This window comes from Bacillus cereus ATCC 14579 (assembly GCF_000007825.1).
In the GTDB taxonomy this organism is placed as follows: domain Bacteria; phylum Bacillota; class Bacilli; order Bacillales; family Bacillaceae_G; genus Bacillus_A; species Bacillus_A cereus.
In genome coordinates this window covers 1,383,182-1,404,882 of the sequence record NC_004722.1, presented here as the reverse complement: position 1 = coordinate 1,404,882, position 21,701 = coordinate 1,383,182, and the positions used below count along the sequence as shown (strand labels likewise).

The following is a 21,701-nucleotide window of genomic DNA, read 5'->3' as shown; positions in this document are numbered from 1 at the left end:
GGAGGTGTACACAAATGAATTTACAATCTCTTATAATAGGTGCTCTATCGTTTTTAGCTTCAACTCTTATTTTTTATACCGTTAGTTACGTATTATTATTAGATTTGTTGCCCAATCACGTATTTATTGCCCTTGTCATCCTTTCCGCTCTTATGATTTCTTTTCTTATTACACGAAAATCAATGAATGAGCCATCTGCAAAAGCAAAGTAATAGAGAGGGGTGCTTTCCCCTCTCTATTATCATTTCCTAGGAAAGGCCATATAGATTTGACGAGTTTACATTCATTCCAATCCGTAAGGGCTAATTAAAGGCTCACTTTATCTTTGAAAATTCATTTTTTCACCATAATCTTTAACAATCTGAATTATATTTTGAAACACACCTATTTTTTCTTTTTCACTGTTTAATATTTTCAAATCATAATTTTCGTAATATGTTTCTAATGATTTTAATTGTGATTGTGAAGCGCTTTTTATCAGAACAGTAGCATGCAATTCATATTGCTTATACCCTTCCTTTACTTTTTCACCTAAAATTATTTCACTCTCTTTTGCTCCAATTAATTTTTGAACTTTTTCTGGAAAATTGAGTTGCAAATAATATTCTTGCTCCTTCACTAACTTATTGTATAGTGATTGTGAAATCGTATACCGTACCGTATAATTCACGTTTTGATCGCCTGTTTTAATATGAAATGCGGTAATCTGTAAATCTTTTTTTGTTACTTCTGTTAAAGGGCTTACCTGCATCTCATCTTCTTTTTGTTCTGAGACATTTGGAAATATATCCAAAAGCTTTTCCGTATCTTTTTCATTCAACATATACATAGCTTTCTTATATTGCACCCATCCTCGTCTATCTTCTCCTCTTAACCATGCATAATAAGTTTCTTTTTTCCCATCTCTACTAATTTGTATTTCATATTCAGGTTCACCGAAGCTTCCTGTTATTTCTTGTTTCTCAGCTTTATTCAAAATGTCTATTACTAACTTCGCTTCTGATTCCTGCAACTTTTTCTCTTTATGTTTTTTTTGTATAACGGTTACCCCTATTGTTTCTTTCACTTCATTCACCGTCTCTTCTACTTTTTTTGTTTCTTTTTTCGGCTCAACTTGACCACAAGCTGCTAGTAACATAACAAACAACAACACCAATACATATTTCCCTTTCAAATTAATCCTCCTCTTACGATAAGAAATCCTTATAATCTTCATACATAAAACAAAAACGTGACATCCTATTAAATACGCTATACTAATCATTGAAAGGAGGTCTTTATCATGTCCATTAATTTTCATGATGAAAATAATAAGTACACATATGCAACAAGAAACGCTCATATTTCTTGGGCTGAAATGGTAAAAAACATTACAGAAATACAAAACAAGCAAATAATTGATATCGGCTGTGGTGGTGGGATTTATACGAAAGAACTCGCTCTTATGGGAGCCAAAAATGTTGTGGGACTTGATTTTTCAAAACTAATATTACAAGCTGCAAAAGAAAATTGTAACAACTTTTCAAACATTTCATTCATCCACGGTGATGCACATAATATCCCATACCCTAATGAAACATTCGACATAGTTATTTCGCGTGCAGTTATTCATCATTTACAAGACATTCCTACATTTTTACGTGAAGCTTCTCGTATATTAAATAAAAACGGTGTACTTATTTTACAAGATCGAACAATTGAAGATTGTACAATTCCAGGAAGTCCCGAACACATTCGCGGATATTTTTTCTCTCTATTTCCAAAACTTATTGAAATAGAGTCAAAAAGACGTCCAAAAACCAACACTATACAGACAGAATTACAAAAACATTCTCTTCATGTACTTCCCGCACAAACACAATGGGAAATACGAAAAATACATGATTCTGTAGAAGCATTATTGCAAGATTTATCTCCTCGAACAGGTCGATCCATTCTATATGAGTTAACAGATGATGAACTTTCTCAACTTCTACAACATATACAGACCGCATTACAAAACGTCTCTCCTATTATTGAAAGAGATCGATGGACAATTTGGAGCGCCATGAAGTTGTAAGGAAGGAAGCCTCACAAAATAATGTGAGGCTTCCTTTCTTTCATAATCTAATTTTACAACACTCTTGATATCCTCCACTTCTGGCCTGTGCACTTCCACACTTCGGACATACTAAATATCTAGACTGATTTGTCAATAAACTACCTTTTTGAAAGAGTAAAACTTCTGCTTGTTTAAACGAACGCGAATAATATAACCACATAAAACCAATTATAGCAATAATGCCAAATAATACTCCCATCGCAAGCATTTCAGTCACCTCTTTTGGTTTGTTCTTTCCAGCAAGTGGATTGTTGTATTATTCTCTGTAAATTCAAACAATCCCTTCTTTACTCCTATAAATATCAACTTTCTCTATAAATTTTACAATTCTCCGCAAATTTTTACTCCTATTTTACAATTCATTATTCCTTTTGCAACAACGAATATCACTTTCGATATTTCCATATATAAATATATCTTCCAAAAAACATATTGACTTTCTAAAAAAAACATGCAACAATACTGTCAGAATACTTGAATAAAAATTCATTGACGAGAACGAGTACGTTATAGAACTGTTCCCCAGAGAGTTGGCGATTTGCTGAAAGCCAACGTTCAGTGCGTAACCGAAAATCATCTCCGAGAAGTAGAACCGAATGTTACAGTAAGTTCTTACCGGCCGTCCCCCGTTACAAGGAACACGTATCATGTTGTACGTTGCAAACCCGTATACATATAGATTTATTTCTACATGTGTAAATTAGGGTGGTATCGCGGGTAAATATAACTCGTCCCTTTCTTTAGGGACGAGTTTTTTGTGTTCTTACAAATGAATGAAAAAGGAGGAAAACCAATGAACACTGTATCAAAAAAACATATTTTTTTCACGGGTCTTATGCTATTTTCTTTATTTTTTGGGGCAGGTAATTTAATTTTCCCTCCCATGCTTGGGCAAAACGCAGGTGAAAACTTTTGGCCAGCAATGATTGGATTTTTACTAACAGGAGTTGGCTTACCACTACTTACTGTTATCGCAATTTCTCTATCAGGAAATGGAATGCAGCAACTTGCAAGTCATGCCCATCCATTATTCGGAATTTTCTTTACAGTAGTTGTATACATTGCCATCGGTCCATCCATGGGCATCCCACGTGTTGCAAATGTCGCTTATGAAATGGGGGTTAGTTCTTTCTTGCCAGAAACAATCCGCTCTAGCAGCCTAGTGCTATTTGTATATACAATCATCTTCTTTACTATCGTATTTTGGCTGAGTTTGAATCCATCTAAACTTGTTGATCGTATTGGGAATGTATTAACACCTATTTTATTACTCTCTATTTTCTTATTATTTGTTAAAAGTGTATTTACACCACTTGGGCAATCAGGACCAGCGATGCAAGAGTATCAAACTTCTCCAATCTTCAAAGGCTTTATGGAAGGCTACTTAACAATGGACACTATTTCAGCACTTGCATTCGGAATTATCGTTGTAAATGCAATTCGCTCTAAAGGTGTGAATGATCGTAAGTCCATTGCCATCGCCACAGCAAAAGCAGGGCTTATTGCCGCTACAGGGCTCGTACTTGTATACGGTGCACTCGGCTGGCTTGGGGCAACTAGCGTCTCGCTCGGATATGCAAAAAATGGCGGACAGCTACTTACTGTTATCGTACAACAATTATTCGGTCCATACGGTTTGCTCCTATTATCTCTTATCGTTACACTCGCTTGTTTAACGACATGCGTTGGACTCGTATCTGCGTGCAGCCAATATTTTTCAACATTATTGACTACATTTTCATACAAAACGTTCGCGAGTATCATTTGCGCATTAGGATTACTAGTTGCCAACTTAGGTTTAACGAAAATTATCGCAATCTCTGTTCCAATTCTACTTGTTGTGTATCCAATTGCGATTGTACTCGTACTACTATCATTACTTCATAAATACTTCGGTGGATATCGCTCTGTTTATGTAGGTGCTTTAATTGGAGCAGCTGTAGTGAGCGTATTTGATGGATTAAAACAAGGTGGTATTTCAGTTTCATTTATCACACCATATTTTGAATTTATCCCTTTATATAATGAAGGAATCGGCTGGCTAATACCAGCATTAGTAGGAGGTCTTATTGGTCTTGCAACGGCTAGGTTAAGCGGTACGAAAAAAGTTCCATTAGTAACCGAATCTCACGAAGTAAAAGCCTCCTAAAAAAACTCCCAAAAGGGAGTTTTTTTACATTTGATACGCAGCATGATTAAAACTGCTTATTTTATAAGCCTTCGTATAATATTCAATATTTGTATCAACTGTTTCTACCTTGACAACATCATAGAGCTCTTCTTGCTTTACTAAAAATAAATAGTATTCCTCTGTTGCCTCAATAATCGCAATTTTATCTGTTTCAATATTATATTGTTCACAAAGCGCTTGCAATGCGTTCACATAATCCCCTAATTTTTTAGACTTATCCATTCCGAATATAGTTTGAACTAACATATACATTCTCCCCTTTATATGTACTGTTAACACCTCAATGATAACGCTTACATTATTTATCGTCAATAAAAACATTCAATTGTTTTAATGCCAAATCTATATTGTATCGAGCCAATAATCAGCGAGGAATTCCCCACCAATTAAAGTTTTACTTTATCCCGCATTAACTGCCCGTAAAAGCCCGATTGGTGAGGGCTGATAATCAGTGGGAGAGGAACAACCTCCCCACTGATTAAAGTTTCACTTTATCACTTCGTTAATTGATGCCTAAATGCATAAATAACCGCCTGAGTACGGTCACTTACATTCAATTTATTTAATATATTACTCACATGTGTCTTTACCGTTTTCAGTGCAATAAATAACTCGTCCGCAATCTCTTGATTACTTTTTCCCTCTGCAATTAATAACAAAATCTCAAACTCTCTTTCCGTTAAATCATCATGCAAAGGTTGCTCTTTCTTTTGACGCATACGGGACATCATTTTCCCGGTAACTTTCGGCTCTAATACTGTTTCTCCATCATAAGTAGCTCGTACAGCATCAGCAATATCACTTGCTCTTGATGTTTTTAATAAGTAACTCGTCGCCCCAGCCTCAATAACAGGATACAATTTTTCGTCATCTAAAAAGCTTGTTACAACTACAATTTTTGCTTCTGGCCATTCTTGAATAATAGCACGTGTTGCTTCGACACCATCCATCTCATCCATAACAAGGTCCATTAAAATAATATCCGGCCTTAATTGCAATGCTAACTCTGATCCTTTTCTTCCATTCTCAGCTTCCCCTACTACTTCAATATCTGGCTGTGTAGATAAATATGCCGATACACCCATACGAACCATTTCATGATCATCGACAAGCAATACTTTTATCATACTTCTCCCCCTCTCTCAATCATGATCGGTACTTTTACTTCTATTTGTGTACCTTTGGCCGGGAAACTAAGTACCTTAAGTGTCCCACCAATTTCATGAACACGCTCTTGCATCGATCTTAGGCCATATGAACCAGCCTTATTAACCCCTACTTCAAACCCAACGCCGTCATCAATGATTTTTAAAATCGCATATTGATCAATTTTTCGAAGGCGCACTTCTGTTTTCTTTGCCTTCGCGTGTCGCAACGTGTTTGATAGCGCTTCTTGCACAATACGGAATAAATGATCTTCTACACCTTTTTTTAATTCTATTGGCTCAATAAGCCATTCAATTTTCATATGTTGTTTTCGCGATAATTCCGTTAATAATTCCTCTATACCTTCTGTCAGTTTCTTACCTTCCAATTGTACAGGACGTAAATGAAGGAGCAATGCTCTCATTTCTGATTGAGCATTTACAACCATATTTTCAACAAGTTGCAATTGTTTTTTTGTCACATCTGGAAATTCAGTTATTTGTTCATTAATCGCTGACATCATCATCGACATTGCGAAAAGCTGCTGACTTACTGAATCATGCAACTCCCTTGCTAAACGATGCCTTTCTTGAGAAATCGCTTCTTGTCTCATCTCTTCATTCCAATGAGCTCGTTCATTCGTTACTTTTTGAAAGAGTCCAGCTTGCTCCTCTAATCGACGAGCCAGAACGATTACTTTTCGTTCCACTTCATGAAATTCATCATCTGCAGTAAACGAAACATCGCTCGGAAAATTCCCTCGCTCTACTTCAAATAGAAAAGTATTTAATCCTTGTATACGCTGCTCTATATAATAACCGATTGCATATCCTACAATTCCCCCGATAAGTAAACTTGTAGTCATAATAAACAAGCCAATTGGAACAGAAGCGATGGATTCCTTCCATAATAAATCATACACTTGTTGCTCGCTTTTCCATACATATACAATTGTACAAATGAGTGCGATACTAACAGAGGACAACATAGAATAACGAATATACATCCACGAAATATTTTTTTGGTTCTTCATTATACTTTCCTCACTTCCGTGTCGCCTACGACAAGCGAAGAAATAATTTTAATACGACGAGGAGCCTCTTTATACTGCTCTGTTCTAAATGTAACATTGCGGTTAAACCCTGTCTCTTCATGACCTGGCAAGAGCACACGTCCGACAATAACAGAATGATTTAAAGAAAGTTCAATATCATATGGCACATATAAACGAATATTACCAACGACACCCCGAATAACAATTACCGTTTCCCCTTCTGGAATCATAGCAGTTGTTAAATCTATTTCCACATCACAAGCACCATATTGAACATTAATATCCTCAAGTTCATAAATATGATCCATCATTCGTACATTGCCTACAAACATATTTTTCAAATATGTTTCTGTACGATATATTTGCTTCTCTTCGTCTATAATCCCTTTTTCTTTAATTTCAACCTTCATTGCTTTTTGCTGATGCCCTTGTTGAATCAATTGATAACCAATTAAAGCTAAACAAGCAAATACGACAAGAACAAATGCTGCTGATGAAAATAAGAAAAATAAAAATACGATACCACCAACAAATAAAAATACATTTCCCCGTACATAACGATTCTTTTTACGATAATGCCTTCCAAACATAAGCATAATAAATGCAAAAATGAGACCACCTGGTTCAAAATGTCCAAGTATCATATCAAGAAAAAGACCGAATCCAAATATGATGAGGAGCATCCCCATTAATTGTGTCTTTGAAAAATGTTTCTTCATTTCAGCTCCCCCCTTCTTGTCACATATACATAGAAGAAAAGGCATTGCTTTCCAACACCTTTTCTCCTATCACTATATCATAAGCCTGTTTTATAATATACTACTATTATTTTGTTAACTCTTTCGTTAACGATACATCATTCTTTTCTTTCATTTCACGCTCAAGTTTTGCAATTTTCATATCAAACGTGTCACGCTCATGCTCTTCATTCATACGAGTTTCTAAGTCACGAATATGATCTTCAATCTCTTCAAATCGTAAGAACGGATTATTTTCATCCATTTTATGCATCGCAGTATTCATACGACGATTTGCATGTGCCATATTTTCACGTGCCATTAGTTCCATGCGCTTTGCGTGCATTTCTTTTAATTTATTTTTCATTTCAGAAAGACGACGCTCTAACTCATCAATTTGCTCTACAACACCTGCATACATTTCTTCTAATCGAGTTACTTGCCCTTCATAATAAGCTACCTCTTCTAACGCACGTTCGTGCAATTGTAATTCGTCTGCTTCTTGAGCAATGATAGCTTGCTTTGATCTTTTATTAACGAAATAACGTGCTTGCTCAAGCTCACGAGCAAAATTAGATTTTAATGTTTTATGACGCTCAATTAACTTCTCAATTTTTGTTATTTCACGCTCACTATCACGTAAATATTGGTTTAACATCGCAATTGGATTTTTTCTTTCCTTCTCATCTAACACGTTATGAAAATCAGCTAAAATTGCATCGCGTACACGTCCGAATAAAGATTGTTTCATTATAAATCTTCCTCTCTTCTACTTTATTTATAATTTGATTTATTGTTTTAGTTTTTCATTAATTTGTTCCACTCATCTTCAAAGTTACTATATGGTTTAGAACTTTCTGGAGCAGATTCAACAACTACATCTTTTTCTTTTTTCCACTCACGGTATCCGTAGTATAAAACCACTAAAGCAGCGATACCGATTAATGCTGGCGAATGAGAAAGTGCAATGGATAAACCGATTAAACCCACAATACCCCAAGCTAACTTTCCAAAAAATGATTTAGCTCGCACAAATGATTTATAGCTCCAATATACAACTCCTGCTCCGATTGCGAATCCTACAATACCAGCAAGACTACCAAGAGCAATTAAAGCCAAAATACCGGCTGCGATAAACGCTAGAAATTGTTTCATCTTGTGCTTGCCTCCCTTCGATTTGATACTCTTATCTTAACTATTTTTTCATCTTTCCATAACGAGCTTAAGAACCGTTTTTAACTCAGACTTAAGACCGAGTCATATTCAGCCCTTTACGCAAAAAAACGTGCAGAGTCTATTCTCTGCACGTTTTTTAATTACTAACATTCATATTAAATTAAGCTGTTTTATGATACTCTTTTTTCTCAGCTACTTTCGAAAACCTTGGAAACCCAATTAAAATAGAAACAATACCACATACTCCAACTAAGATTGGATAAAATGCATATGGCAACAATTCAACCGGAGATAACGCTGCAAATCCTGCTGCCGTTAACATTTGGGCACCGTACGGAATTAATCCTTGCACACAACATGAGAAAAGATCTAATACACTCGCTGATTTACGAGGGTCTATTTCATATTGATCTGCAATATTTTTTGCAAGCGGGCCTGTAAAGATAATTGAAATCGTATTATTCGCTGTACACATATTCGTCATACTCACTAAACCAGCAATACCAAATTCCGCTCCTTTTTTCGAACGAATATTACGTGTTAATACATTCATTAAATATTGAATACCACCATTATATTGGATTAATTCAACCATACCGCCAATTAATATAGCAAGTAATACTAACTCCATCATACCGCCCATTCCAGTCGTTACACTTTTAAAGAAACTTTCTAACGTGTAACTTCCATCTATAAGGCCGATAACACCAGATAGTACAGTTCCACCAGTTAATACAATAAGTACATTCCAGCCAAGTAGCGCTGTAATAAGTACTCCTGCGTACGGTAAAATCTTTATCCAATCAAAGCTATGTGCTTTAATCTGCGTGTCACTTCCTGAAGTAACTATTACTAATAGTACAATTGTAATAATAGCCGCTGGTAACACAATTAAAAAGTTCGTTTTAAACTTATCTTTCATTTCTGTTCCTTGTGAACGAACAGCTGCGATTGTTGTATCTGAAATAAATGATAAATTATCACCAAACATCGCTCCGCCAACAACAGTAGCCATTGCAAGCGCAATTGAGATATCAGTTTGACCACTAATACCTACAGCAATCGGCGCTAATGCTGCAATTGTTCCCATTGAAGTTCCCATCGCTAATGAAATAAATGCACCAATAACAAAGATTCCAGCTACGATAAATCCTGGCGGTAAAATAGTTAACGCTAAATTAACAGTTGAGTCTACTCCGCCCATTCCTTTAGCAGTTTCAGAAAACGCACCTGCAAGCACAAAAATTAATACCATAATCATAATATCCGGATTTCCTGCACCTTTAGCGAACCGCTCTACTTTCACATTAAAACTTTCTTTACGATTCATCACTAAAGCGACCCCTACAGCAATTGAAATCGCTACAAGTATCGGCAATTTATAGAAATCACCTGTAATAATTCCAGAACCAATAAATAGCGCCAAAAATATCCCAAGTGGTAATAAAGCTAAACCATTTCCTCTCGTTTCTTTCAAAGTACCATCTCTCCCTAGTTTCAACCTTTTTCTAATAAATAACAAAAGACCTCTTCCGATGAGAAGAGGTCTTATACATCTATAAGAAACACTCTTCTCATCTTTCAAGCACACGCTTGCTGGATTTGGCACAGCACTCTGAAATCGAGTCCGCTGCCGAGGCATCGTAGGGCCAGTCCCTCCGCCTCTCTTTATAAGAAGGTTTCATATTTATTTTTTAATAATAATTTCTTCCCTAACTTTACTCGCTTACAAAACAAAAGTCAATTATTTTTTGTATAGATTTTTTTGGTAATTATACAAAAATTTGAATACAACAATCATTTTAACTTTTCGATTTCTTCTTCCAATATTGAAATCCAATAAAATTCACTATTTTTTATTGGTGCTAATATCCATTTCGTAGTGTGCCAAGCTAGCTCATACTCTTCCTTGGTGACATCACCACTTTTATAAGCATCCTCTAGCTCCTCTTCATCTAATACATACACCTTACCGCTAGATAATAATACTACATCTAAATATAAATCATCAAAATACGGTAAACCACGATCGTCTATTTTATATTCTTTCGCCACATCGATATAATATTGCACTAATTTTTTCTGATCATCTAACATAGCGGTAATCGCAAAGTTTTTCCCGTCTATGAAATATTGAATCCACGTATACTGATCTGCTGCAATACAAAGTTCTTCACCATCATATTCTTTACAACTAGGCTCTCTCACCTTTTTTATATCCAGTATTCCGAGCATTCCCTCTTCCATTTGCTTAACCGTATAACTCTTTTCTATTAGTCTCTTCCACGAAGAACCGTCACCATATTTACGTTTCATTATGTCTACTCCTCTTCTATATACAGAAAAGCTCCCACATATTATGTGAGAGCTTGTTCATATTATAATTAAGCCGCTTGACCCTTTTCAGAAATCTCTTTTAAATAAGCTTGTCCTTTTTCAGCGTCATATTGACCTTCCCACTTAGACATAACTACAGCTGCTAAAGAGTTTCCTACAACGTTAACTGCTGTACGAGCCATATCTAAAATACGGTCAATACCAGCAATGAACGCTAAGCCTTCAGGTGGAATACCTACTGTACCAAGTGTCGCTAATAATACAACGAATGATACGCCCGGTACACCTGCGATCCCTTTTGATGTAACCATTAATACAAGCAACAATGTAATTTGTTGTGTAATAGATAAATCAATACCGTACATTTGCGCTAAGAAAATAGCCGCAATTGCTTGATATAAAGTTGATCCATCTAAGTTAAATGAATAACCTGTCGGAATAACGAAAGATGTAATTGCTTTCGGACAACCGAATTTCTCCATTTTCTCCATGATTTTTGGTAAAACTGTTTCTGAGCTTGCTGTAGAATACGCTAAAATCAGCTCGTCTTTTAAAATCTTAAAGAATTGGAAAATGTTAATTCCAAATATTTTCGCTGTAAGTCCTAAGACAACTACGACGAAGAAGATCATTGCTCCATATACAACAATTAGTAATTTCCCTAATGGAATTAATGAAGCAAGACCAAATGTAGAAACTGTAACACCAATTAGTGCAAATACACCAAATGGTGCAAATTTCATAACTTGGTTTGTTACGTAAAACATTGCGTCAGCCACACCTTGGAAAAATTGAAGAACTGGTCTTCCTCTTTCACCAATTGCTGCTACACCTAAACCAAATAGTACAGAGAAGAAGATAATAGCTAGCATATCTCCGTCAGCTAACGACTTCATAATGTTCGTTGGAACAATATTTACAAATGTATCTGCAAATGAATGACTTTGTACTTGCTCTGTCGTATGTGTATATTTCGAAATATCTGTCTTTGTTAACTGCTCCATATTTACGCCTTTTCCTGGTTGGAAAATATTCGCTATTAATAGACCGACAATAATTGCAATTGTTGTAATGATTTCAAAGTAAATAATTGTTTTTCCGCCTAGTCGACCTAATTTTTTAACATCGCCAACACCAGCAACCCCAACAACAATACTTGCTACAACAATTGGCACAACGATCATTTTAATTAATCGGATGAAAATATCACCAATTGGTTGTAAATAACTCACCACTGCTGGATTGCCAAAGAAAATCGCCCCAACCGCAATACCAAGCGCAAGTCCTATTAATATTTGCCATGCTAGTCCTATTCTTTTCATATTTGTTGTAACCCCCTCTTCGATGTGTCACTCTATCTCTCATTCTATCTCTATAAAACTAAGAAATTAAGAGTATTACATATTATTCGACAATTCACTACATTTTGTCCCTGTTAAAAATCATAAATCAAAAATTTAAATCTGACAACAAAATAACTTTGCCCGAACACAAATAATTTTCTTGACAAAAAGTAGACCCATGTCAGAAAACCTCACATGAGAACGATTCCTCACTAGTGTTTTATTAGCTTTCCAAGTAATATTTCACCTCATAAAAACGATTACTTTCCTCCTTCATTTTACAGGAAAATCCCAAAATATACCTTTGTTACACATATGAATAAAATGTAAGCACTATGACAATTACAGTTGAAAAATGATAAATTCCGACAAAACTTAGCAATTTTATAAAATTTTCTTTACATTATGATTACAACGATAGACACCCTTCTTCTTATGATATATAACATTCATAGGGAAAGGAGTCAGACAACAATGAAAAAGAAATTTGCAGCGTTTAGTGTTTTAGCAGCAGGAACGATTTTTGCTTCCCCGTTACTTTCACCCGTATACGCTGAAACGAATCAAGATAAATTATCTAACATTCAATCTGAATTAGAAGGCAAACAAAGTGACTTACAAAATAAATCAGTCGAGAAAGAACAAATAGAAAAAGAAATTAAAGAATTACAGAAGAAAATCGATGAATTAACTACTTCCATTAATAAAAATGAGACTGAATTAAACGATACAAAAAAAGAAATTAGCAAAACACAACAAGTAATTACTGATAAAAAGAAACATATAGAACAATTACAAACAAACATAGATACACGTCAGGAAGTTATTAAACAACGATTACAATCTATGCAAGAAAAACCGCGTACAAATATCATTACAGAAGTATTAACAAACTCTACAAACATTGCTGATCTTGTTGATAATATGTACTCCGTAAGTTTAATATTAAACAACGATACAGATATTGGAAAAAAACAAACATCTGATCAAAATGCTGTAACGACAGAAAAAGAGGCTGTTGAGAAAAAAGAACAACAACTGAAAGACTCTGAACAAAAACTAGAACAAAAACAACAAGAATTACAAAATAACCAACAGCAGCAACAAACTCTTATTAACGATCTACATACGAAAGTAGCAAAAGTAGATTCAGAGATTGAAGGATTAGAAGAATCCAAGGGCATTTTAGAAAATCAACGTCAAGCTGTTCAAAAAGCAATTGAAGAAGAAAAACGGGCGGAAGAAGCTCGTAAAGCGGAAGAAGCCCGCCAGGCAGAAGAGGCTCGCAAACAACAAGCTACTAAATCTGCTCAAGCGGCCCCAACACCACATGATACAAATATCGGTGGTTTTATCAAACCAGCAGCCGGATCAAAAACTTCCGGATTTGGTGTACGTTCTTTAGATAACCATAAAGGAATTGACATCGCTGCTTCGGGAACGGTTCCAATTATCGCTGCTGCAGATGGCGTTGTTATTCGCTCAGAATTATCATCTAGTTACGGAAACGTAGTGTATTTATCTCACCGTATAAACGGAAAAACATATACGACAGTATATGCTCATATGAACAGTCGTTCTGTATCGAATGGACAAACTGTAAAACAAGGCGATCAGCTTGGATTTATGGGGAATACGGGCCAATCATACGGACAACATTTACACTTCGAACTTCATCTTGGAGAATGGAATGTCGGCAAGACAAACGCAGTTGACCCATCTCCTTATATCGGATTATAAAAAACCTCGGTGCCTACCGAGGTTTTTCATTTACACTTCACACAATATAGGCATTCTACATAGACTATAACTAAATGCCTATAGTTTACGAGGTGATCCATATGAATACGCAATTACAACAAAAAATAGAAGAAGCTAGAGAAACGTATATTGGCCGGATATTTACATTTGGCGGCTCAGTTTTATTTTTAATCGGTTCATTCCTCGCAGTCACCACAGCCTATAAAGCGTATAATCGTCTATTACATTCATCAACATAAAAAAAGACGGGAGATCCCCGCCTTTTTTATGCAAACATTTTAAATACACCTATCGCATTTAAAAATACAATTATTACAGTTACCGGAATAACATAACGAAGTAAGAAGAACCAAATGTTAAATAACGTTTTCCCTTTCGTTTCCGTCACTTCTAATTCTTTCATCAACAACTCTTTACTCATTTTATTTGGTACAAATAATGAAATAGCTAGTACTCCTAACGGCAGCAATACGTTACTTACCGAAAAGTCGACTAAATCAAAGAATGTTTTCCCAAATATTTTCACGTCACTCATAATCCCAAATGATAACGCTGATGGAATACCGACTGCAAAAATAAGAATACCAATTAATAATGATGCTGACGGACGCTTCTTCTCATTACCTTTCGCAACAGATGCTACTACAATTTCAAGCATTGAAATTGCTGATGTTAAAGTCGCAAAGAAGAATAAAATTAAAAACATAATAAAGAAAAATTGACCAAATGGTATTTTTGCAAATACTGCTGGAAGGACGATAAACAGTAATCCCGGTCCTTCAGTCGGTTTAACTCCTAATGCGAAAATCGCTGGGAAAATTGCTAATCCTGCAAGTACTGTAACAAAAACAGTTAAACTTACAATAGATGTTGCCGATTTCGCTAAATGTTCCTCTTTCTTTAAATACGAACTATACGTTACCATTACCGAGGCACCTACAGTTAGCGAGAAGAAAGATTGTCCCATCGCATATAAAATTGTATCTGCTGTAAGCTTTGAAAAATCTGGTTTTAAGAAGAACTCTACTCCAGCAAAAGCACCATCGAGTGTTAACGCACGAACAATAATCGCAATAAATAAAATAAATAATAGCGGCATCATGTACTTACTTGCCTTTTCTATACCTTTCTCTACACCTTTACTTACAACAAAAATCGTACAAAGCATAAAGATAAATTGTGCTCCAATCGCACTTAATGGATTTGAAATCGTTTCACCGAACAATTGTCCATAATCAGCTGCACCATTCCAGAAACTTCCTGTCACACTATAATATAAATAAAGTAAAATCCATCCACCTACAACACTATAAAAAGATAGTACACTAAAACAAGTAACAACTCCCATACGACCAATCCAAGGATATAATTTGCTATTTGGCACTAGTACTTTATAAGCTGTAACCGCCTCTTTTTGCGTGCTACGTCCAATAACAAACTCCGCTATTAGAAGAGGCATACCTATAAATAAAGTTAATAGTAAAAATACAAGGAAGAATGCGCCTCCCCCGCCATTACCTGCAACATATGGAAATTTCCATATCGCACCAAGACCTACTGCGGCTCCGGCTGCTGCGAGTACAAAGCCTATTTTCGACGTCCATTGCTGTGTTTCTTTCATCATAATTTCTCCTTTTCTGAATATTTAAACTTTTGTTAATTATACACTTTCATTTCATACTCGCACACCTCCTTTAGAAAATAAAAAAGTCCCCTACACGCAAATATGCATGTAGAGGACGATATATGTAATGTAAATACCGGGGTACCACCTCAATTGGATTGATAAATCCCACTTGTACAAGTACAGGAATAATTCCGATACTCTATCCTTTTAACGGCGGAACCCGGATTGCCTACTACAATGTTCAACATACCTCTCGCAAGCCCATTCTGTATATTTTATCGTACCGGGCTCCCACCTAACCCCAGCTCTCTGAACGCATCAAATATACGTACTCTTCTTGCTCATCGATTTCATCTATTGAAGTTACTTGTGATTATAAATTATATTTTTATATTTGTAAAGCGCACTTTATCTTTTATTATTTTAAAACCTTTTCCTCTAACTCACGTAAAAAACTTTCTCTTTTCCCCTCATTTTGCACATATACTGATTTCAACACTTCTTGGAGCAATATATTTCGTTCCCTCTTTTCTAACTGTAAATCTTTTAACTTCAACCTTACTTCATATAAAAAATCTAAATACGATTCATATGTCTCATCATATTTATTTGCAATATCATCTCGAATTTTTTTTGCGAGCTTCGGGCTCGCTCCCCCAGTAGAAACTGCTGTATTAAGTAAACCACGATGAATCGCTGCCGGAAAATGAACATTACCACTTTGCGGATTTGTAATAACATTTACTAATTGATTCTCAGCGGCATCTTCAGCAACTTGTTCATTTAATATTGAATCACTACTCGCTGCAACAACTAAAAAAGCACTTTTAATATCACTTTTTTCATATTCTCTTTGATACCAACGAATTTTCTTTTCTTCCACAAGTTTTACTAAATTCGCATCTAATTCTGGACTTATCACAACTATATCCGCACCCTGTTTGAGTAAAGGAATAATTTTAAATCCTGCAACTTTTCCCCCGCCAATAACAACAACGCGTTTCTCATTAACTCGCACTGTAAGTGGATACATACTGATCTCCTTTCAATAACTCCGTCGTTTTCTGAATTAACATATCTTGAAACGCTTCATTCTTCCCTAAATATGGACTAATTTTTATCTCTTCCACTTCATATTGGCGCACTTCTTTCTCAATATGTTTCATAAGTAAACCTGTAAATAACAAGTAAGGCAGTACAACGATGTTCTTTTCTTTTCGTTCTACAACTTCCTTTAACTTCTCCTCAAATTTTGGCTCTGCAGCCGCTAAATAACAAACTTCTACTTTTTTAACCTTCTCTTTTGTTTGAAATAAAGAAGCAATCCAGTTTATATCTCTTAATACTTCAGGATCACTGCTCCCTCTTGCAACAAGAAGTAACGTCACTTCATTTTTATCTTCCTGTTCGATGCCACTTCCGCTATACACCGATTTAACAAGTGTTTCTGATACACCAAACGGATTACCATAGGTAACTTTAACATCCGAAAATTGATTGGTTAACTTTTCCAATTCAAAAGGGATATCTTTTTTTACATGACCTGCCGCTAATAAAAAAACAGGGATAGCAATAATCTCAGTGGCCCCACGCTTCACACATGTACGAAAACCATCTTCAATAGAAGGATTCGCTAACTCTAAAAAACAAACTTCTTGAATAGTCGCTTCTATACAGCTCATGCACGATGTAATAAATTGAATCGCCTCTTCTTTCGCTGTCTTCAAACGACTTCCATGACATATATATAAGACGGCTTTCATTTTACAACACTCCACTTACTTGATAAGCATTTTCTGTCTGCTTCTCAAACCAATGAATTTTTTCTCTAAAACGGACAACCTCTCCAATTACAATCATACTCGGATTTTGAATTTGCTCTTTTTTCGCAACATCTACAATTGTCCCTAACGTTCCAACAACTGTGCGTTGCATAGACGTCGTCCCCTGCTCAATAATAGCAGCTGGCGTACTTTTATCTTTTCCATGCTTCATAAGTTGCTCACATATGTAGGGTAAATTACTAACCCCCATATATACCGCTAAAGTCTCTACACCTTTCGCTAAACTTTCCCATTTCACTTCTTCTTCAGCACCTTCTTTCCTATGCCCAGTCACAATAGCAAAACTTGCACTTGCATCACGGTGCGTCACTGGAATGCCCGCATAAGCAGGAGCAGCTATTCCAGCTGAAATACCAGGAATGATTTCAAATGGTACACCTTGCTTTGCTAATGCTTCAGCTTCTTCTCCCCCTCTACCAAACACAAATGGATCGCCGCCCTTGAGCCTCGTTACAACTTTTCCTTTTTTCGCATACTTAATAAGAAACGTGTTAATTGTCTCTTGCTTCATCGTGTGATAATTCGGGAGTTTTCCACAATAAATTAAATCCGCGTCAGGCTTTGCGTATGAAAGCAGCTCTTTATTCACAAGTCGGTCGTATAAAATAACATCTGCCTTCTCAATACATTTCAATCCTTTAACAGTAATTAAATCTGGATCGCCAGGACCCGCTCCAACAATATAAACCTTCCCCATCATCTCTCCTCATTTCTACTATTAAAATGAAACTTCCATTCGTATATAAGAATGGAAGTTTTTATTTTTTCGTATTACTGATCTCTACTCATGGATAACAAATGCCCCACCTTTTCGAATCTTCTTTTTTTCAAACAAAGAAATCTCTTTTACCTCTGGCAACGGTAAAAAATGCTTTTCAAGCTCAATCTCCGCAAGCTTAAATGCCTGTTCTTCACTTTGAGCAACAACAACAATCGGAACAATACTATTTACTAACACAGCTTCAAATCGATATAAATCCATATCGTCCCTCCTAAGACGCTATTACTTCTTCTAGCACGTTATTTAACGCTATTTGTAATGTATCTACACCAACACGACCTACAAAATCATAAAATGTTTCGGCTGGTAATTTATTCTCTTTGAAATAACTTATAAATGATGCGAGTACATCAGGTAAATCCTCACCATCTATTTTTCCTTTTAACTTTTGATTGTAGGCACCGCCATCTAACAACGTTCCACCTACATATATCTCAAATGCTTCAACAATTCCCTTTTCCTTCGTTTTCATTTTCACCCCTTGTAACCCAATGTCAGCAATTTGACGTTGACCACATGAATTTGGGCAGCCTACCATATGAATTCGAACTGGAACATCGAGTGCAATTTGTGTATCTAAGTATTCTGCAATTTTTCGTAATCTTTCTTTCGTTTCTACTAGTGCAAGATTACAATATTCAATACCGGTACATGAAACCGCATGACCAATAAATGATTTTGGGCTTGCAGATATCGCTTCAAACAACGGTTCACTAAGTAATCCTTTTACATTTTCCGGAGGAACGTTCGGAATAATGAAATTTTGTGAATTACATGTACGAATTTGTCCATTTCCATATTGCTTTGCGATTCTTGCAATCTCAAACATTTCTTCTGCATGTAAACGACCTACCGGTACATTAAAACCTACATATTTTAATCCCTTTTGTTTTTGGTCTTGAACACCATAAAAATAGCCTGCATTCCATCCTTTGAGTGCACTTTCCCCTTTACTTTGTAAAGGCCCTGTATACTCTATTAGTTTCTCTTTAAATTTCTCTGCTCCCCAGTCCGCAACAAGAAATTTCAACCGAGCTAAATGACGTTTTTCACGATATCCAAAATCACGGAATATAGTAGCAATCGCAATCGCCACCGCCTTCACTTCTTCTGGTAAAACGAATACATCTAATTCATCAGCTAAATACGGTCGAGCTGATAATCCTCCACCTACTTTTATATGAAAACCAACTTTTTTCTCACCATCTATTTCTTTCGTTGCAGGCGTAAATGCAACACAGTTAATTTCTGCGTTTGCTGAATTATAAATATTAGAACTAATAGACATTTTAAATTTACGTGGCAAGTTAGAAAACTCTTCATTATGTTGGAAGTAATCATATACTTCTTTTACAATATGCGTTGTATCGAATAGTTCATTTGCATCAATGCCAGCAAGCGGATTACCTGTAATATTCCGCGTTATATCACCACAAGCCCCCGCTGAAGATAACCCAACTCTTGCTAATCTTTTAAAAATATCTGGAATTTGCTGAATTTCTAACCAGTGAAACTGAATCGCCTGTCTCGTCGTAATATCTATTACATTACGTCCATAATCTTCAGCGATAGAAGCAAGTACTTCTGCCTGTGCATTTGTAATAATCCCTGACGGAATATTTACCCGCATCATAAAATAACCAGCTTCTTTCGGTCTTTGTAAATACAAGCCTGCCCATTTAAAGGCATCCCACTCTTCTTTCGGAATAGATTCGAAACCATTTTCCGCATAGTAAGGAATATCATTAAAAATTTCTAAGCCATCTTTTTCTAATTTATTTTTCTCGGTCTGATTTAATTTTTCATTGTTAGCCCATACTTTTTCATAACTCATTGTTTATCCCCCTATATAAAACTACGCTCTTGTAAGTACTTCACGATTTGTTCTGCACATTCTTCAATAGAATATTTGTGCGTTTCTACAATTAATTCCGCTTGCTCTGGCTCTTCATAAGGCGAATCAATACCTGTGAAATCCTTAATATCACCTTTTCTTGCCTTTTTATAAAGACCTTTCGGATCACGTTTCTCACACTCTTCAATCGGACACTTCACAAAAATTTCAATAAATTCATCTGCCGCTAATAAATCTCTTACTTGTTTGCGGACTACTCGAAATGGTGAAATAAATGCTGTAAGGACAACTGCTCCTTGGTCTACAAATAACTTTGCCACTTCGCCAATACGTCTTATATTTTCCATGCGATCACTTTCAGAAAATCCTAAGTCTTTATTTAAACCGTGGCGAATGTTATCCCCATCCAGCACATAATTTCCAATATTCTTTTCAAACAGTTTACGAGCGACCGCATTCGCTACTGTAGATTTACCCGAAGCTGATAAACCAGTAAACCAAATTACAAAACTATGATGTCCATTCTTCACTCTTCTCTCATCTTTTGAAACCGAAGCTGTATGCCAAGTAATATTCGTATCCATCTCGTTCTCTCCCTATTCTGTTACTACTTCTTTTTTCAAGCCTTTAATTAGCACTTCCACTACTTCTTTACGACTAAATGTACTTGGCGGAATCTCACCGTTTCTTAATAATTCTCTTACTTTCGTACCCGATAAAATAACATGATCTTCTTTTCCGTGCGGACATGTTTTCGTTGAAGCCATCGCTTCACATTTCGTGCAGTAAAAACTATGCTCAAAGAATAGTGGTGTAATTCCTAACTCTTCTATCGTAAAATTTGTGAAGATTTCTTGCGCTTCATACGTTCCGTAATAATCTCCTACTCCAGCATGATCACGCCCTACTATAAAGTGGGTACATCCAAAATTCTTTCTTACTAACGCATGAAATATCGCTTCCCTTGGTCCTGCGTAACGCATGGCAGCAGGAAATACACTTAAAAAGACACGATTTTTCGGATAATAGTTTTGAAGAAGTACTTCATAGCTTTCCATTCTTACATCAGCAGGAATATCATCCGATTTCGTTTCTCCAACGAGCGGATTTAAAAAGAGACCATCTACAATTTCAAGAGCAGATTTTTGAATATACTCATGGGCACGATGTACCGGGTTTCTCGTTTGAAATCCGACCACTGTTTTCCACCCACGTTTTTTAAATGCTTCCCTCGTTTCAATTGGGTCTAAATGATAAGAAGGAAATTGATTATTTTCAAAGCGTTTTGTTAGAATAATAGTTCCTCCAACGTAAACGTTTGGTCGTTCATATAATTTTTTCACTCCTGGATGAGCCTCATCCGTTGTTTTATATACAAGTAACGCTTCTTTTTCTTTATCTGGTACAAAAATATCTTCTATTTGAATGACACCGTATATATTTCCATTGTTGACAAGCTTTACTTCCTCTCCAGCCTTCAGGCTTTCTGCGACTTTTTCTGTTACCGGTAATGTAATCGGTATACTCCACACACTACCATTTGCTAAACGAAGCGTTTCTACAACAGAATCATAATCTTCCTTCCCTAAAAAACCAGTAAGGGGGCTATATCCACCTGTCGCCAATAGTTCTAAATCACTTAACGCAATATTGTCTAATTTAATTTCTTTTTCAATTTGTGATACGTCATATGTCTCATCTATACGGTTTACTAATTCGTTTACTATGCTCATTTTTCTATATCCTCT

24 protein-coding genes, 1 riboswitch and 2 other annotated features are annotated in these 21,701 nt (G+C 35.9%); of the genes, 5 read left to right on the top strand and 19 right to left on the bottom strand.

The features are described from left to right. The first annotated feature begins 14 nt into the window (after positions 1-14). A complete protein-coding gene (locus BC_RS07170; protein ID WP_001053356.1) occupies positions 15-212 on the top strand; it encodes a hypothetical protein in 198 nt (65 codons plus the stop codon). Between the two features lie 107 nt (positions 213-319). Here BC_RS07170 and BC_RS07165 read toward each other — a convergent pair whose 3' ends face one another. Next, positions 320-1,174, bottom strand: a complete 855-nt coding sequence (locus BC_RS07165; RefSeq protein ID WP_000677061.1) for a hypothetical protein — start codon at positions 1,172-1,174, stop codon at positions 320-322. 108 nt (positions 1,175-1,282) lie between these two features. On the opposite strand from BC_RS07165, the gene BC_RS07160 reads away from it, so the two are divergent. Continuing rightward, on the top strand, positions 1,283-2,059 hold the full coding sequence (locus BC_RS07160; RefSeq protein ID WP_000026282.1) for a class I SAM-dependent methyltransferase: 777 nt from the start codon (positions 1,283-1,285) through the stop codon (positions 2,057-2,059). 40 nt (positions 2,060-2,099) lie between these two features. Here the strand turns inward: BC_RS07160 and BC_RS07155 are convergent, their stop codons facing one another. Next, on the bottom strand, positions 2,100-2,309 hold the full coding sequence (locus BC_RS07155; RefSeq protein ID WP_000880630.1) for a hypothetical protein: 210 nt from the start codon (positions 2,307-2,309) through the stop codon (positions 2,100-2,102). 272 nt (positions 2,310-2,581) lie between these two features. Further along, positions 2,582-2,840, top strand: a binding site (T-box leader). Between the two features lie 54 nt (positions 2,841-2,894). Here BC_RS07155 and brnQ3 point away from each other — a divergent pair. Continuing rightward, a complete protein-coding gene (gene brnQ3 / locus BC_RS07150) occupies positions 2,895-4,250 on the top strand; it encodes a branched-chain amino acid transport system II carrier protein BrnQ3 (RefSeq protein ID WP_001099135.1) in 1,356 nt (451 codons plus the stop codon). A 24-nt stretch (positions 4,251-4,274) separates the two neighbouring features. Here brnQ3 and BC_RS07145 read toward each other — a convergent pair whose 3' ends face one another. From BC_RS07145 to gltP, 9 genes are all read right to left on the bottom strand, one after another. After that, the gene (locus BC_RS07145; RefSeq protein ID WP_113732216.1) at positions 4,275-4,613 is read right to left on the bottom strand and encodes a DUF3922 domain-containing protein; all 339 of its coding nucleotides are present in this window, start codon (positions 4,611-4,613) and stop codon (positions 4,275-4,277) included. Positions 4,614-4,786: 173 nt separating this feature from the next. Further along, positions 4,787-5,419 carry a response regulator gene (locus BC_RS07140; RefSeq protein WP_000598707.1) on the bottom strand — a complete coding sequence of 211 codons (633 nt, stop codon included), beginning with the start codon at positions 5,417-5,419 and terminating at the stop codon, positions 4,787-4,789. Continuing rightward, positions 5,416-6,471 (bottom strand): sensor histidine kinase, encoded by a 1,056-nt coding sequence (locus tag BC_RS07135; protein ID WP_000795776.1) that lies wholly within the window; start codon positions 6,469-6,471, stop codon positions 5,416-5,418. The genes BC_RS07140 and BC_RS07135 overlap by 4 nt, the downstream gene beginning before the upstream one ends. Then, complete coding sequence (gene liaF, locus BC_RS07130) at positions 6,471-7,211, bottom strand: cell wall-active antibiotics response protein LiaF (protein ID WP_000716095.1); 741 nt, start codon at positions 7,209-7,211, stop codon at positions 6,471-6,473. Before liaF ends, BC_RS07135 begins: the two co-directional genes overlap by 1 nt. A gap of 106 nt (positions 7,212-7,317) precedes the next feature. Continuing rightward, positions 7,318-7,980 (bottom strand): PspA/IM30 family protein, encoded by a 663-nt coding sequence (locus tag BC_RS07125; protein WP_000814124.1) that lies wholly within the window; start codon positions 7,978-7,980, stop codon positions 7,318-7,320. A 47-nt stretch (positions 7,981-8,027) separates the two neighbouring features. Next, complete coding sequence (locus BC_RS07120; RefSeq protein WP_000808640.1) at positions 8,028-8,384, bottom strand: hypothetical protein; 357 nt, start codon at positions 8,382-8,384, stop codon at positions 8,028-8,030. Positions 8,385-8,565: 181 nt separating this feature from the next. Then, the gene (locus tag BC_RS07115) at positions 8,566-9,882 is read right to left on the bottom strand and encodes a Na+/H+ antiporter NhaC family protein (protein WP_000665496.1); all 1,317 of its coding nucleotides are present in this window, start codon (positions 9,880-9,882) and stop codon (positions 8,566-8,568) included. Between the two features lie 94 nt (positions 9,883-9,976). Then, positions 9,977-10,082, bottom strand: a riboswitch (SAM riboswitch). A 120-nt stretch (positions 10,083-10,202) separates the two neighbouring features. Then, positions 10,203-10,721 (bottom strand): DUF402 domain-containing protein, encoded by a 519-nt coding sequence (locus tag BC_RS07110; protein ID WP_000824656.1) that lies wholly within the window; start codon positions 10,719-10,721, stop codon positions 10,203-10,205. A gap of 68 nt (positions 10,722-10,789) precedes the next feature. Continuing rightward, positions 10,790-12,064: a glutamate/aspartate:proton symporter GltP gene (gltP, locus tag BC_RS07105; protein ID WP_000821134.1), complete on the bottom strand. Its 1,275-nt coding sequence runs from the start codon at positions 12,062-12,064 to the stop codon at positions 10,790-10,792. 495 nt (positions 12,065-12,559) lie between these two features. On the opposite strand from gltP, the gene BC_RS07100 reads away from it, so the two are divergent. Then, positions 12,560-13,825 carry a murein hydrolase activator EnvC family protein gene (locus BC_RS07100; protein WP_000726077.1) on the top strand — a complete coding sequence of 422 codons (1,266 nt, stop codon included), beginning with the start codon at positions 12,560-12,562 and terminating at the stop codon, positions 13,823-13,825. A gap of 101 nt (positions 13,826-13,926) precedes the next feature. Next, positions 13,927-14,085, top strand: a complete 159-nt coding sequence (locus BC_RS27600) for a hypothetical protein (RefSeq protein WP_001096001.1) — start codon at positions 13,927-13,929, stop codon at positions 14,083-14,085. Positions 14,086-14,111: 26 nt separating this feature from the next. Here the strand turns inward: BC_RS27600 and BC_RS07095 are convergent, their stop codons facing one another. The 8 genes from BC_RS07095 to sat form a co-directional block, all read right to left on the bottom strand. Beyond that, the gene (locus BC_RS07095) at positions 14,112-15,467 is read right to left on the bottom strand and encodes a sodium-dependent transporter (RefSeq protein ID WP_000665430.1); all 1,356 of its coding nucleotides are present in this window, start codon (positions 15,465-15,467) and stop codon (positions 14,112-14,114) included. 111 nt (positions 15,468-15,578) lie between these two features. Beyond that, positions 15,579-15,827 (bottom strand) — a binding site (T-box leader). 64 nt (positions 15,828-15,891) lie between these two features. Further along, the gene (locus BC_RS07090; protein WP_000283366.1) at positions 15,892-16,506 is read right to left on the bottom strand and encodes an NAD(P)-binding protein; all 615 of its coding nucleotides are present in this window, start codon (positions 16,504-16,506) and stop codon (positions 15,892-15,894) included. Continuing rightward, entirely contained in the window at positions 16,481-17,236 is a 756-nt protein-coding gene (locus tag BC_RS07085) for a sirohydrochlorin chelatase (protein WP_000648880.1), read from the bottom strand. The genes BC_RS07090 and BC_RS07085 overlap by 26 nt, the downstream gene beginning before the upstream one ends. Before the next feature lies 1 nt (position 17,237). Continuing rightward, the gene (gene cobA / locus BC_RS07080; RefSeq protein ID WP_000521262.1) at positions 17,238-18,014 is read right to left on the bottom strand and encodes a uroporphyrinogen-III C-methyltransferase; all 777 of its coding nucleotides are present in this window, start codon (positions 18,012-18,014) and stop codon (positions 17,238-17,240) included. An 84-nt stretch (positions 18,015-18,098) separates the two neighbouring features. Then, positions 18,099-18,299, bottom strand: a complete 201-nt coding sequence (locus BC_RS07075) for a DUF3906 family protein (RefSeq protein ID WP_000366914.1) — start codon at positions 18,297-18,299, stop codon at positions 18,099-18,101. Between the two features lie 10 nt (positions 18,300-18,309). Further along, on the bottom strand, positions 18,310-19,932 hold the full coding sequence (locus BC_RS07070; RefSeq protein WP_000119621.1) for a nitrite/sulfite reductase: 1,623 nt from the start codon (positions 19,930-19,932) through the stop codon (positions 18,310-18,312). Between the two features lie 11 nt (positions 19,933-19,943). Then, positions 19,944-20,537 (bottom strand): adenylyl-sulfate kinase, encoded by a 594-nt coding sequence (gene cysC, locus BC_RS07065; protein WP_000380506.1) that lies wholly within the window; start codon positions 20,535-20,537, stop codon positions 19,944-19,946. 12 nt (positions 20,538-20,549) lie between these two features. Further along, positions 20,550-21,686 (bottom strand): sulfate adenylyltransferase, encoded by a 1,137-nt coding sequence (sat, locus tag BC_RS07060; protein WP_000029491.1) that lies wholly within the window; start codon positions 21,684-21,686, stop codon positions 20,550-20,552. Positions 21,687-21,701 lie beyond the last annotated feature (15 nt).

Bases quoted from the DNA above. Each gene is read 5' to 3' on its own strand.
- BC_RS07170 (WP_001053356.1), top strand. From the start codon at position 15: ATGAATTTACAATCTCTTATAATAGGTGCTCTATCGTTTTTAGCTTCA.
- BC_RS07160 (WP_000026282.1), top strand. From the start codon at position 1,283: ATGTCCATTAATTTTCATGATGAAAATAATAAGTACACATATGCAACA.
- BC_RS07155 (WP_000880630.1), bottom strand. From the start codon at position 2,309: ATGCTTGCGATGGGAGTATTATTTGGCATTATTGCTATAATTGGTTTT.
- brnQ3 (WP_001099135.1), top strand. From the start codon at position 2,895: ATGAACACTGTATCAAAAAAACATATTTTTTTCACGGGTCTTATGCTA.
- BC_RS07145 (WP_113732216.1), bottom strand. From the start codon at position 4,613: ATGTTTTTATTGACGATAAATAATGTAAGCGTTATCATTGAGGTGTTA.
- BC_RS07140 (WP_000598707.1), bottom strand. From the start codon at position 5,419: ATGATAAAAGTATTGCTTGTCGATGATCATGAAATGGTTCGTATGGGT.
- BC_RS07135 (WP_000795776.1), bottom strand. From the start codon at position 6,471: ATGAAGAACCAAAAAAATATTTCGTGGATGTATATTCGTTATTCTATG.
- liaF (WP_000716095.1), bottom strand. From the start codon at position 7,211: ATGAAGAAACATTTTTCAAAGACACAATTAATGGGGATGCTCCTCATC.
- BC_RS07125 (WP_000814124.1), bottom strand. From the start codon at position 7,980: ATGAAACAATCTTTATTCGGACGTGTACGCGATGCAATTTTAGCTGAT.
- BC_RS07120 (WP_000808640.1), bottom strand. From the start codon at position 8,384: ATGAAACAATTTCTAGCGTTTATCGCAGCCGGTATTTTGGCTTTAATT.
- BC_RS07110 (WP_000824656.1), bottom strand. From the start codon at position 10,721: ATGAAACGTAAATATGGTGACGGTTCTTCGTGGAAGAGACTAATAGAA.
- gltP (WP_000821134.1), bottom strand. From the start codon at position 12,064: ATGAAAAGAATAGGACTAGCATGGCAAATATTAATAGGACTTGCGCTT.
- BC_RS07100 (WP_000726077.1), top strand. From the start codon at position 12,560: ATGAAAAAGAAATTTGCAGCGTTTAGTGTTTTAGCAGCAGGAACGATT.
- BC_RS27600 (WP_001096001.1), top strand. From the start codon at position 13,927: ATGAATACGCAATTACAACAAAAAATAGAAGAAGCTAGAGAAACGTAT.
- BC_RS07095 (WP_000665430.1), bottom strand. From the start codon at position 15,467: ATGAAAGAAACACAGCAATGGACGTCGAAAATAGGCTTTGTACTCGCA.
- BC_RS07090 (WP_000283366.1), bottom strand. From the start codon at position 16,506: ATGTATCCACTTACAGTGCGAGTTAATGAGAAACGCGTTGTTGTTATT.
- BC_RS07085 (WP_000648880.1), bottom strand. From the start codon at position 17,236: ATGAAAGCCGTCTTATATATATGTCATGGAAGTCGTTTGAAGACAGCG.
- cobA (WP_000521262.1), bottom strand. From the start codon at position 18,014: ATGGGGAAGGTTTATATTGTTGGAGCGGGTCCTGGCGATCCAGATTTA.
- BC_RS07075 (WP_000366914.1), bottom strand. From the start codon at position 18,299: ATGGATTTATATCGATTTGAAGCTGTGTTAGTAAATAGTATTGTTCCG.
- BC_RS07070 (WP_000119621.1), bottom strand. From the start codon at position 19,932: ATGAGTTATGAAAAAGTATGGGCTAACAATGAAAAATTAAATCAGACC.
- cysC (WP_000380506.1), bottom strand. From the start codon at position 20,537: ATGGATACGAATATTACTTGGCATACAGCTTCGGTTTCAAAAGATGAG.
- sat (WP_000029491.1), bottom strand. From the start codon at position 21,686: ATGAGCATAGTAAACGAATTAGTAAACCGTATAGATGAGACATATGAC.